Here is a 13,346-nt window from a genome sequence, read left to right on the forward strand (position 1 = left end):
CCAGGGGTTGGAGCTGGAGCCAGGGGTGGGAGATGGCCGGGCACGGGACGGACAGGCATCCGCACGGCGCTGACCGGCTGTGCGACGCGGGCGACCGGGTGTACTCCCGGGCCGTGCGACGGGGCCGGGTGCCCCGCGAGGACGCCGAACCGGTGCCCTGTCTGCTGGAACTGGCGCTGCTGCACCCCGATCCGGACGACATGGGCTGGCTGGTGCCGACCTCGCCGCAGGAGGTCATGACCCGGCTCCTGCGGGGCGTGTACGAGGAGGTCAGCGCGAGCCAGGCGCGGGTGGGTGACGCGGTGTCGGCCTTCGAGTGGTACGCGGGGCTCGGCGGCCGGGTCCGGGCGCCGGCCGAGGGCGTGGCCATCCGGGTCCTCGACGGACTCCCGCGGATCCACGCCGCCATGGACAAGGCGACGGAGGAGTGCACCCGCGAGGTCCTCACCGTGCAGCCGGGCGGCATCCGGCGCGAGGACGAACTCGTCGAGGGACTGCACCGCGCGATGGAGATGCGCCGGCGCGGGGTGCGCATGCGCGATCTCTACACCCATGTCGCCCGGCACGGCCAAGGCCTCCTGAACTACATGGAGTTGATGGGCGACGCGGCCGAGGCCCGTACCCTCGACGAGGTCGTGGAGCGGCTCATTCTCTTCGACCGCACGGTCGCCTTCATCCCCGCCAACGCGGACCGCACGATCGCGCTGGAGCTGCGCCACCCCGCGCTGGTGGACTACCTGGTGACGGTCTTCGAGCGGCTGTGGCGCCTCGGGATCCCGCTCACCTCGCCCATGCCCGAGACGGGTATCGAGGGCATCACCCACCGGGAGCGGTCCATCGCGGCGCTGCTGGCCGAGGGGCATCAGGACGCGGTGGTCGCGGAGCGCCTGGGCATCAGCGTGCGGACCTGCCGGGCCCACATCGCCCGGCTGTCGGAGACGCTGGGCGCGGCGAGCCGGACGCAGCTGGGCGTACGGATCGCCCAGGCGGGTCTCGACGGACCGCAGCGTTCTCCCGGATCGGGATCGGGCCCGGCGGCCGTCACCGTCGTCGAGGCCGCGCCCGCGGCCCCCGCCGTCCCGGACCGCGGTTCCCCGGCCGGCCGTTGACGGCGGCGGTCCTTGCGGGTCCGTCGGTGCCCGGCCGCGGCCTCGGCGTTCGGCCGACGCGGGGTCGCGTACGTGTCCGTCAGCCGGGGTCACTCACCCCCCTCGGGCTGGTCCAGGAGTCCCGACTGCGCTATCAGGAAGCCGAGTTGAGCCCGGCTCCCGCTGCCGAGGGCGGAGGCCAGCTTGGCTATGTGGGCGCGGCAGGTGCGGACGTTCATGCCCAGCCGGCGGGCTATGGCCTCGTCCACGTGCCCCTCGATGAGCAGCTTGGCGATGGAGCGCTGCACGCCGGTGATGCCGTTGGGGCCGACGTCGTTCGGGACGTCCTCGGTGAGCGGGACCGCGCGCTGCCAGAGCTGCTCGAAGACCTTGCTCAGATACAGCACCAGTCCGGGGTGGCGCAGTTCGAGGGCCACCCGCCGGTCGTCGCTGGCCGGTATGAAGGCCACGGTCCGGTCGAAGACGATCAGCCGCTCGATCAGCTCCTCCAGGGTGCGCACCTGGATCCGGCCGCCGGATATGCGCTCCACGTAGGCGAGCGTCCCCTGGCTGTGCCGGGCGGTGTGCTGATACAGCGTCCGGATGCGTACGCCCCGGTCGGTGAGCGGTCTGTCGCGCTCCAGGGCCTGCATCAGGGCGTCGGCCGGCCGCCCGCCGCCCGGCTGGATCGTCAGCATCTCCGTCTGGCACTCGGCGGTGGCCGAATTGAGTGCCGCGTTGATCCGGTCGAATCCTTCGAGGACCGTGATCGCGTGGATGCTCGCGGTGCTCTGCGTGCTGATCGCGATGAACGGGTCGAAGGAGTCGGTCAGTTCGATCGCCAGCCGCCGGCGCTCCTGGATCTCCCGTTCCAGGGGCTGGAGGCGCTGGGCGAGCGCGACGGACGGCGGGACGGGACGCAGCCACTTCTCGTCGTCGGGGTCGGGATGAAGCAGCGCGAACTCCAAGAGGCAAGGGGCCGTTTCCACTTCGACCCGAGTGATGCGGCCGGAGTGCAACGCACTGGCGTAAAGGCGTGTTCCTTCGTCACACAACGTGGTGACAGCGTGGGGATGTGTCGGTTGTGAGTACTTTGTGGGCAAATCTCCACCCCCCAGGGTCCTGAACGTGCAGGAACATGATGCATCGCTGCTGTGGCATTGACGTGCCTGAATGAGCCATCGTCTTGTGACGACGGGGGAGAAGATTCCATCAAGTGAGGACGAAGCCGACTATGCGAGCGAGATTGCTTGGTTCAGTGCTTGCCGCAGTCTTCTCTGTCGCTGTGGCGTCCGGCTCCCTGGGGGCCTCGGGTCTTGATGCCGGGGGTGCCCGGACCTGGGCCGTTCCGGACAGCGGTTGGACCAGTGTGAAGGCGGCCAGGGCGGACAGCGGCTGGACCGCTGCCGAGGCGGTCCCGGGGGACAGCGGCTGGACCGACATCGAGGCCGCGGCGCTTCCGGGCGACAGTGGCTGGAACAGCGTGAAGCAGACCCTGGCGGACAGTGGCTGGGACGGCGCCGAGGTCGCGGTTCTGTCGGACAGCGGCTGGACGATCGTCTCCGCGAGCGCAGAAGCATGAGCATTCCTCCCGACGACCGCTCCTTCCGCCGAGAGATGGCGACGGCCTACCGGTCCGGCTGGCACTTCATCGACCTGGTCACCGCCATCCCCTACAGCGGTGACTCGCTGATGGTGACCGTCTTCGGAGAGCCCGTCGTCGTCACCCGCGACGACGACGAGGACGTACGGGCGTACCGGTGTCTGCGGCGGCCTCGGGGGGCGCCGCAGCCCGTCCGGTGCGCCATCCGGTACGGCATGATCTTCGTGAACCTCGACCAGCGCGACCACCAGCTCACCGGACCCGACGTCCCCGACGTCGAGACCATCGCAGCCACCCCCCGCAGTGCCTGACGCGATTCCCCCGTCGTAGTAGATCGCGCAGGTACTTCCCCCCGCAGCGGCGTCACCGTGACCTGAACACGGTGACGCCGCTGTAGTTTCCGGGGACGTCTCCGGGTTCCGGCCCGTTCCCGCGGGGGTCGCGACCGGCCGCCGGATCTCCGTCCGCGGCCTCATCCGCGGCCCATCGCCGCCGTGAGCTCGATCTCGATCGCCACGCGTGACGGGTTCGGCGCCGGTGTGCGCTCGTAGCGCTCCGCGTAGCGCCGCACCGCCTCCGCGACGCGCGCCGGGTCCGTGGAGACCCGCGCCCGCCCCTCCAGCGTGGCCCAGCGCGCGCCGTCCACCTGGCACACCGCCACGCGCGCCCCGTCGGGTCCGGCCGCCAGCACGTGGGCGGCCTTCCGGCTGGACTTGTTCGTGATCACCCGAGCGAGACCGGCCTCGGGATCGTATGTAACTCCGACCGGTACGACATGGGGGCTGCCGTCGGGCCTGAGGGTGGTCAGCGTGCACAGACGGCGTTCGCGCCAGAAGCTCAGGTAGGCGGCGTCGGGCCGCCGCGGGTCCACCGCATGGGAAGCCATGAGGCCTGAATCTACGCCTGTGGCTGTCCATTTTCCGGCTCTTCCAGCCTTGAGCGGAATAGACTCAACTTTGTGTACGCTGGATGAGTCAGGGAATGGTCAGGACACCAGGAGGAGGAGAACGCGAACGTGGACGCCGAGCTGACCAACAGGAGCCGGGACGCGATCAACGCGGCCAGCAACCGCGCCGTACGGGAGGGGCACCCGGACCTCACCCCCGCCCACCTGCTGCTCGCTCTGCTGGAGGGGCAGGACAACGAGAACATCATCGATCTGCTGGCGGTCGTCGACGCCGACCAGGCCTCGGTCCGCGCGGGTGCCGAACGTGTCCTCGCCGGCCTGCCCAGCGTGACCGGCTCCACCGTCGCGCCCCCGCAGCCGAACCGCGAGACGCTCGCCGTCATCGCGGACGCCGCCGAGCGCGCCAAGGAGCTGGGCGACGAGTTCATCTCCACCGAACACCTGCTGATCGGGATCGCCGCGAAGGGCGGGGGGATCGCCGACGTACTCTCCCAGCAGGGCGCCGGCGCGAAGAAGCTGCTCGACGCGTTCCAGAAGACCAGGGGAGGGCGCCGGGTGACGACCGCGGATCCGGAGGGCCAGTACAAGGCGCTCGAGAAGTTCGGTACGGATTTCACCGCCGCCGCGCGTGAGGGCAGACTCGACCCCGTCATCGGCCGGGACCACGAGATCCGCCGGGTCGTGCAGGTCCTGTCCCGCCGCACGAAGAACAACCCCGTGCTCATCGGGGAGCCCGGCGTCGGCAAGACCGCCGTCGTCGAGGGCCTCGCCCAGCGGATCGTGAAGGGCGACGTCCCCGAGTCCCTGAAGAACAAGCGGCTCGTCTCGCTCGACCTGGGCGCGATGGTGGCCGGCGCGAAGTACCGGGGCGAGTTCGAGGAGCGCCTGAAGACCGTGCTCGCGGAGATCAAGGACTCCGACGGGCAGATCATCACCTTCATCGACGAGCTGCACACCGTCGTCGGCGCCGGAGCGGGCGGCGACTCCGCCATGGACGCCGGCAACATGCTCAAGCCCATGCTCGCCCGCGGCGAGCTGCGCATGGTCGGCGCGACCACGCTGGACGAGTACCGCGAGCGGATCGAGAAGGACCCGGCGCTGGAGCGGCGCTTCCAGCAGGTGCTGGTCGCCGAGCCGACGGTCGAGGACACCATCGCCATCCTGCGCGGACTCAAGGGACGCTACGAGGCCCACCACAAGGTCCAGATCGCCGACTCGGCGCTGGTGGCCGCCGCGAGCCTGTCCGACCGCTACATCACCTCCCGGTTCCTTCCCGACAAGGCCATCGACCTCGTCGACGAGGCGGCCTCACGGCTGCGGATGGAGATCGACTCCTCCCCGGTCGAGATCGACGAGCTCCAGCGGGTCGTCGACCGGCTGAAGATGGAGGAGCTGGCGATCGGCAAGGAGACCCATCCCGCCAGCAGGGAGCGCCTGGACAGGCTGCGCCGCGACCTCGCCGACAAGGAGGAGGAGCTGCGCGGTCTCAACGCCCGCTGGGAGAAGGAGAAGCAGTCCCTCAACCGCGTCGGTGAGCTGAAGGAGAAGCTCGACGAACTGCGCGGCCAGGCCGAACGCGCCCAGCGCGACGGCGACTTCGACACCGCCTCCAAGCTGCTCTACGGCGAGATCCCCACGCTGGAGCGGGACTTGGAGGAAGCCTCGCAGGCCGAGGAGGAGGTCACCAAGGACACCATGGTGAAGGAGGAGGTCGGACCCGACGACATCGCGGACGTCGTCGGCGCCTGGACCGGAATCCCCGCCGGCCGCCTCCTGGAGGGCGAGACGCAGAAGCTGCTGCGCATGGAGGCGGAGCTGGGCCGCCGTCTGATCGGCCAGGCCGAGGCCGTGGGAGCGGTGTCCGACGCCGTGCGGCGCACCCGCGCCGGGATCGCCGACCCGGACCGGCCCACCGGCTCGTTCCTCTTCCTCGGCCCCACGGGCGTCGGCAAGACCGAACTGGCCAAGGCGCTGGCCGACTTCCTCTTCGACGACGAGCGGGCGATGGTCCGCATCGACATGTCGGAGTACGGCGAGAAGCACAGCGTGGCCCGGCTGGTCGGCGCGCCGCCCGGGTACATCGGCTACGAGGAGGGCGGCCAGCTCACCGAGGCCGTGCGCCGCCGTCCGTACAGCGTGATCCTGCTCGACGAGGTGGAGAAGGCCCACCCCGAGGTCTTCGACATCCTGCTCCAGGTACTGGACGACGGGCGGCTGACGGACGGTCAGGGGCGGACGGTCGACTTCCGCAACACCATCCTGATCCTCACCTCGAACCTGGGCAGCCAGTTCCTGGGCGGGCAGAGCCTCGCCGATCCGTCGGCCTCCGACGAGGACCGCAAGCGGCAGGTCCTGGAGGTCGTGCGGGCCTCCTTCAAGCCGGAGTTCCTGAACCGGCTGGACGACCTCGTGGTCTTCTCCGCCCTCGACCAGCAGGAGCTGGAACGCATCGCCAGGCTCCAGATCGACTCCCTGGCGCGCCGGCTCGCCGAGCGCCGGCTCACCCTGGAGGTCACCGACGCGGCCCTGGCCTGGCTCGCCGAGGAGGGCAACGATCCGGCGTACGGAGCGCGCCCGCTGCGCCGCCTCGTCCAGACCGCCATCGGCGACCGGCTGGCCAAGGAGATCCTGGCCGGCGAGGTCAAGGACGGCGACACGGTCCGGGTGGACGCCTTCGGCGACGGCCTGATCGTGGGACCGGCCACGGGCAAGACGCTGTAACCGGCACGGACACCGGCACCGGAACCCGGCAGAGGCCGGGTGACGGGACCCGGCAGAGGTCCCGCACCGGATTCCGGCGCGGGTCCGGCACCGGAACCCGGGGGAGAGGGCCCGTGGCGCACCCGCCGCGGGCTCTCCGCTTTGCCGGTCCGAGGCCCGCCTGTGACCGGATCTTGTCAGCCCCCGGCGGACAGGCGCCGCCAGAGGTTGCCACTCCCCGCCCCGCATGAGAGAGGATGGCGGTATCCGTACGAAGGGAAATACACGGTGAGCATCGACCCGTCCTCGATTCCGAATTTCGGGGGCCAGCCCGAGCCGCAGTCCGGCGGCCCCGCCGGTCCCGTGGTCCCGGATCAGGACCTCGTGAAGCAGCTCCTGGAGCAGATGGAGCTGAAGTACGTCGTCGACGACGAGGGTGACCTCGCGGCGCCGTGGGAGGAGTTCCGTACGTACTTCATGTTCCGTGGCGAGGCGGACCAGCAGGTCTTCTCGGTGCGGACGTTCTACGACCGGCCGCACCAGCTCGAGGAGAAGCCCGCGCTCCTGGAGTCGATCGACGACTGGAACCGCCGCACGCTGTGGCCCAAGGTCTACAGCCACACGCACGACGACGGCACCGTCCGTCTGATCGGCGAGGCGCAGATGCTGATCGGCACCGGCGTCAGCCTGGAGCACTTCGTGTCCTCCACGGTCAGCTGGGTGCGCGCCGCCATCGAGTTCGACAAGTGGCTCGTCGAGCAGCTCGGCCTCGAGCAGGAGATCAACGAGGCGGACAAGCCCGAGGACGACGAGGACGAATAGTCCCCTCTCCCGCGGCGGCCCGTCCCCCGCGGCGGCGCTTCCTCCCGCGTGCACCGGCCCCTGGGGCAGACCTGCCCTAGAGCGGGGTGTGCGCGATCACGACCAGATACGCGCCGTAGGCGAACGAGAGCCCGGCCAGGGCACCGACCACCAGGGTCGCGTGCCAGGGCCGGGCTCTCGCCGTTCGCACCAGGGCGCGGGCCAGCGGCAGCAGCAGCGGGAACGCCGGGAGCAGGAAGCGCGGCTTCGACTCGAAGAACCCCGAGCCGCCCAGCGCGATCAGCAGCAGTACGCCGCTGTGGACCAGCAGCGGCAGGGGCGCCCGGTCCGCGATCAGCAGCCCGTACAGCAGGACGGCCGCGGCGACGATCACCATGGTCATGGGGAACACGAAGCGGTCCCCGTGGAGCAGCAGGTGCTTGACGAAGTGCAGCGACCCGTCGCCCAGGTCGAAACGTGAGCCCCACAGCCGCTGCACCTGGAAGTAGCCGCCGAGCCAGTCGCCCTCGCGGCGGCCCACCCACAGCACGTAGCCGGTCCAGCCGGCGGGTGCGAGCAAGGCGCCCGTCCACACCCTGTGGGAAACTTTTCCGCGCCGGCGCCAGATCTCCTGTGCCGCCCCCACGAGGACCGCGGCGGCGACCGCGAAGCCGTTCGGCCGGGACAGCCCCGCGAGCGCGGCGAGCGAGCCGGCCCACAGCCACCGTCCGTCCAGCACCGCGTACAGGGACCAGGCGGCGAACGCCGTCAGTACGGGCTCGGTGTACGCCATCGACAGCACCACCGAGTGCGGCAGCAGCCCCCACAGCAGCACCAGCGTCGTACCGACCGCGCGGCCGTGCAGCCGGGCGCCGATCGCGTACATCCCGCACGCGGCGGCCGCCGCCGCGGCCCAGGAGACCAGCAGGCCCGCCGAGCCCCCGGTCAGCGGGGTCAGCTTCGTGACGGCCCGGACGAGGGCCGGGTAGAGCGGGAAGAACGCCAGGTCGCTGTGGACGACCGTGGGGTGGAAGTGGAGCGTCCTGCCGTAGCCGTGCGCGGCGATCCCCAGGTACCAGGCCGAGTCCCAGGACCGTGCGAGCAGGGCGACCGGGTGTCTGCCGGTGGCCCAGGCCGTCCCGGCGAGCACGAGGAGGCCGGCCAGGCGCGCGGCGGCGAACAGTCCGAGCGCCGTGATCGCGGCGGACGGCAGACTGCGTGCGGCGCGGGACGGGTGGACGGCACGGTCGCGGGGCTCCTGGAGAGCGGGGCGAGCGAGGGTACTCGGGTGGGTCACACCCCGAACTGTGCGTTCCGCACGGGGTCTTCGCGAGCTTTGATCGTCCGTGCGGGTTCCGTTGCGGAGCCTCCGGCGCGCCGCCCGCGGACGGGGTGCCGACGATGCTAGACGCCTCCCTCCCCGCCCCTCCGGGACCGCCGTCCTCGGGCAGTTCCGGGCCCTGGACCACTGCCGTCCCCCGAGCCGTGGCGGGGCCTGGACCGCTGCCGTTCCCGGGCAGTTCCGGGGCCCGGAGGACTGCCGTTCCCTGGCGGCGGTGGGGCCTTGGAGACTGCCGTCCCCGGGCCGTGGCGGGGCCTGGACCGCTGCCGTCCTCGGGCAGTGGCGGGGTCCGGAACACTGCCGTCCCCGGGCAGTGGTGGGTGAGAGGTGATCCCGCATAATCCTCGCGTGTCACAGACCCCGGGCCCGATACCGGCCCCGCCGCCCGTCCCTCCGTCGCTCCGGTCCGTTCCCGCGGACGCGTCCCTCTGGTCCTCGGACGAGGCGGCCCGGTGGTCGCTCGTCCGCACCGCGCCCTGGGCTCGCCCCCCGTGGTCCGTACTGGCGCTGCTGATCACCGTGGTGTGGGCGATCGCGGCGGCGCCGGAACCGCCGTGCACCGACGCGGCGCCCTGCGGCGCGGACTGGTTCGGCATGACGGAGATGGGCCTGGCCGTGGGGCTGCTGTACTGGCTCGCCCGGCTGCCGGAGCTGACGCTGCTCGCGGCCCCCGCCCTGGCGGCGGTCGTGGTCCGGCTGGAACTGCCGGACGCGGAACCTAACTCCCTCGCTGCGAACCTCTGCGTCCTCGCGGCCCTGGTGCTCGGCTGGGCCGCCGCCGTGGAACGGCTCGCCGCCCGCCGTCGCCGACGCTCCCTCGCGGAGGCCTCCGCGACCGTCCGGCACCCCATTCCCGGACCCCTCGCCCCGCTGCGGCGCGGCCTGATCCCCATCGGGGCGGGGCTGGTGCTCCTGGCCTTCGCCGCGTTCTGCGCGGCCGAGGGGCTCGCGGGCGTCCACGACGACCGGCAGCACGCGGACCGCGCGGTCCGCACCGCGGCGAAGGTCGTCGGCCGGGACGACGAGTCGGTCCGGGTGCGTACCCACGACGGGCGGCGGCTGCGACTCGACTCGGTCTATCCCGAGGACCACCCTGTCGGCGGCACGCTGACCGTCCTCCAGGACGGGTCGTGGCGGCGCCTGGCCTCCGAGCCGTACGACGCCATCGGCCCTCAGCTGGGGCTTCTGGCCGCCGGTCTCCCCGGGCTCTCGCTGCTCGTCACCGGTCTGCTCGCCCGACGCCGTGCCGCCGCGCTGCGGCGGGGGCCGGTTCCCCTGCTGCGGGTGCTGGTCCGCATGGACCGCGAGGGTCTGATGTGGATCCACGCGGGCGACGACACCTCCGCCCGCCGTCCCGTTCTCACCGCGCCCTTCGTCGCCGAGGTGCCCGGCGGGGACGAGCGAGGACCGGTGCGGCCCGGTGACAGGGAGGGACTGATCGCGGCTTCCCCGCTCCCGCGCGAGGCCGTCATGTTCGGCGCCCCCCGCGACGGCGGTGAACTGCTCCTCGTCACCACGTTCGGCGACGGCGGGACGGCCGTCGTCCGGACGAGCGGACCCGTCCGGCTGCCGCGCCTCGGCGGGGAACCGGAGCCCATCTGGGAAACGGAGGAGTGCGCGCCGGCCCGGCGTGCCGCCGCCGCGGTCCCGGCGACCCTGATCGCGACGGGACGCCCGCTGAGCTGGGGACCCGGCGACCTCACCCGCGCCGCCGGCGCGGCCCTGGCCGTGGCCGCGATCGCGAGCGCCGCCTTCAACGCCCGCACGCTCGCGACGGACGGGTTCGAGGTGGGAGCCGTCTTCTACCTGCTCTTCACGCTGTCCTGGCTCGCGGGCGCCGCGGAACTGCTCAACTGGCGTGTCACCGCCGACCGTTCGGGCCTGTGGCTGTCCGGCTGGTGGAAGGTGCGGCACCTGCCGTGGGAGCACCTGCGGTCGGCCCGGTACACCAAGGAAGGGGGCGTGGAGATACGGATGCCGGAGGGCGACGACTGGCGGCTGCCCGGCCTCGGAATGCCGAAACTGGAACGGCGCTTCGGCCTCCACCCCTCCTGTGTCCGCATGACCGAGGAGGTCGCCGCGCTCCGCGACCATCCGGAACTGCGGCCCACCGAAGCCGTGTCCGGCCGCGGCCGTGGCTTCCCGCTCGGGCCCGTCCTGCTCGCCCTCGCTGTCACCGTGGCCCTGGCCTGGGCCTTCCACTGAGGCACGGGGCGCCTTCCCCCGTCCCAGGTCTCCCTGGGACGGGGGGAGTTCGGGACCACTGCCGAGTTCAGGACGACAGCAGCCGCAGCCGCCCGGCGGCCTCGTGCAGCACCTCGTCCTTCTTGCAGAACGCGAACCGGACGAAGGGCGCGCCCGCCTCGCGGTGGTCGTAGAAGACGGCGTTCGGGATGGCCACGACGCCCGCGCGTTCGGGCAGGGCGCGGCAGAAGGCGAAGCCGTCGCTCTCGCCGAGCGGCCGGATGTCGGTGGTGATGAAGTACGTCCCCCGCGGCCGGAAGACCGCGAAGCCCGCCTCGGTGAGGCCCGCCGCGAGCACGTCCCGCTTGCGCAGCATGTCCGCGCGGAAGCCCTCGAAGTACGCGTCCGGCAGCGCGAGCGCCTCGGCGACGGCGTACTGGAAGGGCCCGGACGCCACGTACGTCAGGAACTGCTTCGCCGACCGTACGGCGCCGACCAGGGCCGGGGGAGCCGTCACCCAGCCCACCTTCCAGCCGGTGAACGAGAACGTCTTGCCCGCGCTGCCGATGGTGACCGTCCGTTCGCGCATCCCCGGCAGGCTCGCCATCGGCACATGCTCGGCGTCGTCGAAGACGAGGTGTTCGTAGACCTCGTCCGTCACCACGAGCAGGTCACGCTCGACGGCGATCCGCGCGATCTGCGTCAGCTCCTCGCGTGTGAGGACGGTGCCGGTCGGGTTGTGCGGGGTGTTGATCAGCAGCAGCCGCGTCCGTTCGGTGACCGCGTCGCGCAGCTCGTCGAGGTCGAGCCGGAAACGCCGGTGGCCGTCCCCGTCGGCGGCCTCGTCGGGACGCAGGGTCACGGGGACGCGCGTCCCGCCCGCCATGGCGATCGAGGCCGCGTACGAGTCGTAGTACGGCTCCAGCGCGATCACCTCGTCGCCGGGCTCCAGGAGCGCGAGCAGCGAGGCGGCGATCGCCTCGGTGGCGCCCGCCGTGACCAGGACCTCGGTGTCGGGGTCGTACGACAGGCCGTAGCGGCGCTTTTGATGTCCGGCGATCGCGGTGCGCAGCTCGGGGACGCCCGGACCCGGCGGGTACTGGTTGCCGCGCCCGTCCCGCAGCGCGCGGACGGCCGCCTCCCGGATCTCCTCGGGGCCGTCCGTGTCCGGGAAACCCTGGCCGAGGTTGATCGAGCCGGTGCTCAGGGCGAGGGCGGACATCTCGGCGAAGATCGTCGTCCCGAACTCGGCGAGCCGACGGTTCAGAAGGGGTCGCACGCTGGAGGTCATGCCGGCCATCCTGCGCCCAAGCTCTGGAGTTCCTCAACTCTGCTTTGGGCCGTGGGGGGTGAGGGCATCCCCCTGTCACGCAGCTGCGGATTCGAGGAGAACGGTCCACGGGGGGCCGCTTCCAGGGAACGGAAGGAGGGTGACGCCATGATCTTCGGCATCATCCTGGGGGTCGTCGTGCTGGTTGTGGTGGTGAAGGCTGTCGGCGGTTCCGGGAGGGGGCGGCGCCGGTCCGAGGGCAGCGGCTCCGGTGGCGACAGCAGCTGGTGGGCCGGTGGCGCGGGCGGTGCCGCGTCGGGTGGGCACCACGGGGGACACGGGGGTCACAGCGGGCACGGGGGTCACTCCTGTGGGGGGCACTCGTCGTGCGGAGGATCGTCCTGCGGGGGCGGGTCCTCGTGCGGCGGGGGCGGCTGCGGCGGAGGCAGCTGACACCGGCGGCCGGTCTCCCGGTGGGAAACGTGTCCGGAGCACGGAGGTGCCCGTCGGCCGGTCGCCGGCGGGCGCGTCCGCGCGCCGGGCGCACGTCGTGGTTGAACAGTTGAGCTGTGGAGCCCTCGGGGGGATGGAAACCCCACGAAGTTGGGTAAAAACGCTGTGGCGGCAGCACAGTTCATGATTCCCTCTAAACCACCAAAGCGGCCCTGGTACATCACCGAGCAGCCCTGGGCCGACAGGCCTCGGAAGTCCATCCGATGGTCCTATCGGACGTGTCCGCCGGATGCCCTTCCGGCCGGGCCGGCCGGGCCGTTCCCCCCGGTGCTGACCGGGTGCGCAGGAACCCCACCTCACCTTTGCGTGCTAGCGGAGCCGACCCATGCTCACGACCCTGAACACCTCGTACACCGACACGCGCGCGGCCGATCTCGCCTGGGCCCTGGGCCGCGAACCGCTGCCGGCCCTCGCCACCCTCGATCTCGAACTGGCCGGGGCGAAACTCCAGTTGAGACTGCTCGGCGCGTCCCACCAGGTCCTCCTCGAGGAGGAGCGGGGCAGTTGCTCGGAGACCGTCGCGTGCATCGCAGGCAGCAGCACGCCCCTGCCGCTCGGCGTCGCGAAGAGGTTCGGCGACTGGGAGTACGAGTTCGCGGCCCGCGTCGAGATCCTGTCGCCCGGCTCCTTCGCGGGCCGCGCCCAGGAGTTGCTGGCCCTCGTCTCCGACCATCCCCAGGGTCTCGCCGGTGTCTTCCCCGGCAGCCCGCACGCGTTCACGGCGATGCTCGCCCAGCGGCATGAGGGCCAGGTCCACTGGCGTACGTGGCACGCGTACCCGCAGGACGGCCAGTTGGTCGCGACGCGTACGCGAGTCGGCGTACGGAAGGAAGCCCTCAGCGCCTCCGGCGTCTGACGGCGCGAACGCGCGGGAACGGACACGTCGGGCCGCCGGACACCGAGGCGTGAGTCCAACGGCCGCGCACGAGCAGGGGGTT

General features: G+C 71.9%; 11 protein-coding genes. 7 read left to right on the forward strand and 4 right to left on the reverse strand.

From position 1 onward, the window contains the following. Nucleotides 1-32 precede the first annotated feature (32 nt). The gene (locus ACZ4AA_RS35965; protein WP_467612118.1) at nt 33-1,109 is read left to right on the forward strand and encodes a helix-turn-helix transcriptional regulator; all 1,077 of its coding nucleotides are present in this window, start codon (nt 33-35) and stop codon (nt 1,107-1,109) included. A gap of 89 nt (nt 1,110-1,198) precedes the next feature. Here ACZ4AA_RS35965 and ACZ4AA_RS35970 read toward each other — a convergent pair whose 3' ends face one another. After that, nucleotides 1,199-2,191, reverse strand: coding sequence for a helix-turn-helix transcriptional regulator (locus tag ACZ4AA_RS35970; RefSeq protein WP_467612121.1), 993 nt, complete (start codon nt 2,189-2,191; stop codon nt 1,199-1,201). Nucleotides 2,192-2,373: 182 nt separating this feature from the next. Between ACZ4AA_RS35970 and ACZ4AA_RS35975 the strand changes: the two genes are divergently transcribed. After that, nucleotides 2,374-2,670, forward strand: coding sequence for a hypothetical protein (locus ACZ4AA_RS35975; protein ID WP_467612124.1), 297 nt, complete (start codon nt 2,374-2,376; stop codon nt 2,668-2,670). Continuing rightward, nucleotides 2,667-3,002 carry a Rieske (2Fe-2S) protein gene (locus ACZ4AA_RS35980; protein ID WP_037614653.1) on the forward strand — a complete coding sequence of 112 codons (336 nt, stop codon included), beginning with the start codon at nt 2,667-2,669 and terminating at the stop codon, nt 3,000-3,002. The genes ACZ4AA_RS35975 and ACZ4AA_RS35980 overlap by 4 nt, the downstream gene beginning before the upstream one ends. 161 nt (nt 3,003-3,163) lie before the next feature. On the opposite strand, the gene ACZ4AA_RS35985 is transcribed toward ACZ4AA_RS35980, so the two are convergent. Continuing rightward, nucleotides 3,164-3,577 (reverse strand): pyridoxamine 5'-phosphate oxidase family protein, encoded by a 414-nt coding sequence (locus tag ACZ4AA_RS35985; protein WP_467612127.1) that lies wholly within the window; start codon nt 3,575-3,577, stop codon nt 3,164-3,166. 129 nt (nt 3,578-3,706) lie between these two features. Here ACZ4AA_RS35985 and clpB point away from each other — a divergent pair, with 129 nt between their 5' ends. Then, nucleotides 3,707-6,319: an ATP-dependent chaperone ClpB gene (gene clpB / locus ACZ4AA_RS35990; protein WP_467612130.1), complete on the forward strand. Its 2,613-nt coding sequence runs from the start codon at nt 3,707-3,709 to the stop codon at nt 6,317-6,319. 267 nt (nt 6,320-6,586) lie between these two features. Further along, nucleotides 6,587-7,120 (forward strand): YbjN domain-containing protein, encoded by a 534-nt coding sequence (locus tag ACZ4AA_RS35995; RefSeq protein WP_339130580.1) that lies wholly within the window; start codon nt 6,587-6,589, stop codon nt 7,118-7,120. Nucleotides 7,121-7,196: 76 nt separating this feature from the next. On the opposite strand, the gene ACZ4AA_RS36000 is transcribed toward ACZ4AA_RS35995, so the two are convergent. Next, on the reverse strand, nt 7,197-8,396 hold the full coding sequence (locus ACZ4AA_RS36000; RefSeq protein ID WP_467612133.1) for a hypothetical protein: 1,200 nt from the start codon (nt 8,394-8,396) through the stop codon (nt 7,197-7,199). 393 nt (nt 8,397-8,789) lie between these two features. On the opposite strand from ACZ4AA_RS36000, the gene ACZ4AA_RS36005 reads away from it, so the two are divergent. Next, the gene (locus ACZ4AA_RS36005) at nt 8,790-10,646 is read left to right on the forward strand and encodes a hypothetical protein (protein WP_467612136.1); all 1,857 of its coding nucleotides are present in this window, start codon (nt 8,790-8,792) and stop codon (nt 10,644-10,646) included. Between the two features lie 67 nt (nt 10,647-10,713). On the opposite strand, the gene ACZ4AA_RS36010 is transcribed toward ACZ4AA_RS36005, so the two are convergent. Beyond that, on the reverse strand, nt 10,714-11,925 hold the full coding sequence (locus ACZ4AA_RS36010; protein ID WP_467612139.1) for a pyridoxal phosphate-dependent aminotransferase: 1,212 nt from the start codon (nt 11,923-11,925) through the stop codon (nt 10,714-10,716). 808 nt (nt 11,926-12,733) lie between these two features. Between ACZ4AA_RS36010 and ACZ4AA_RS36015 the strand changes: the two genes are divergently transcribed. Next, nucleotides 12,734-13,264 (forward strand): DUF2617 family protein, encoded by a 531-nt coding sequence (locus ACZ4AA_RS36015; protein ID WP_451404637.1) that lies wholly within the window; start codon nt 12,734-12,736, stop codon nt 13,262-13,264. The last annotated feature ends 82 nt before the right edge of the window (nt 13,265-13,346 follow it).

The organism is Streptomyces sp. NPDC024698 (assembly GCF_055559015.1).

Bases quoted from the DNA above. Each gene is read 5' to 3' on its own strand.
- ACZ4AA_RS35965 (WP_467612118.1), top strand. From the start codon at position 33: ATGGCCGGGCACGGGACGGACAGGCATCCGCACGGCGCTGACCGGCTG.
- ACZ4AA_RS35980 (WP_037614653.1), top strand. From the start codon at position 2,667: ATGAGCATTCCTCCCGACGACCGCTCCTTCCGCCGAGAGATGGCGACG.
- ACZ4AA_RS35985 (WP_467612127.1), bottom strand. From the start codon at position 3,577: ATGGCTTCCCATGCGGTGGACCCGCGGCGGCCCGACGCCGCCTACCTG.
- ACZ4AA_RS36010 (WP_467612139.1), bottom strand. From the start codon at position 11,925: ATGGCCGGCATGACCTCCAGCGTGCGACCCCTTCTGAACCGTCGGCTC.
- ACZ4AA_RS36015 (WP_451404637.1), top strand. From the start codon at position 12,734: ATGCTCACGACCCTGAACACCTCGTACACCGACACGCGCGCGGCCGAT.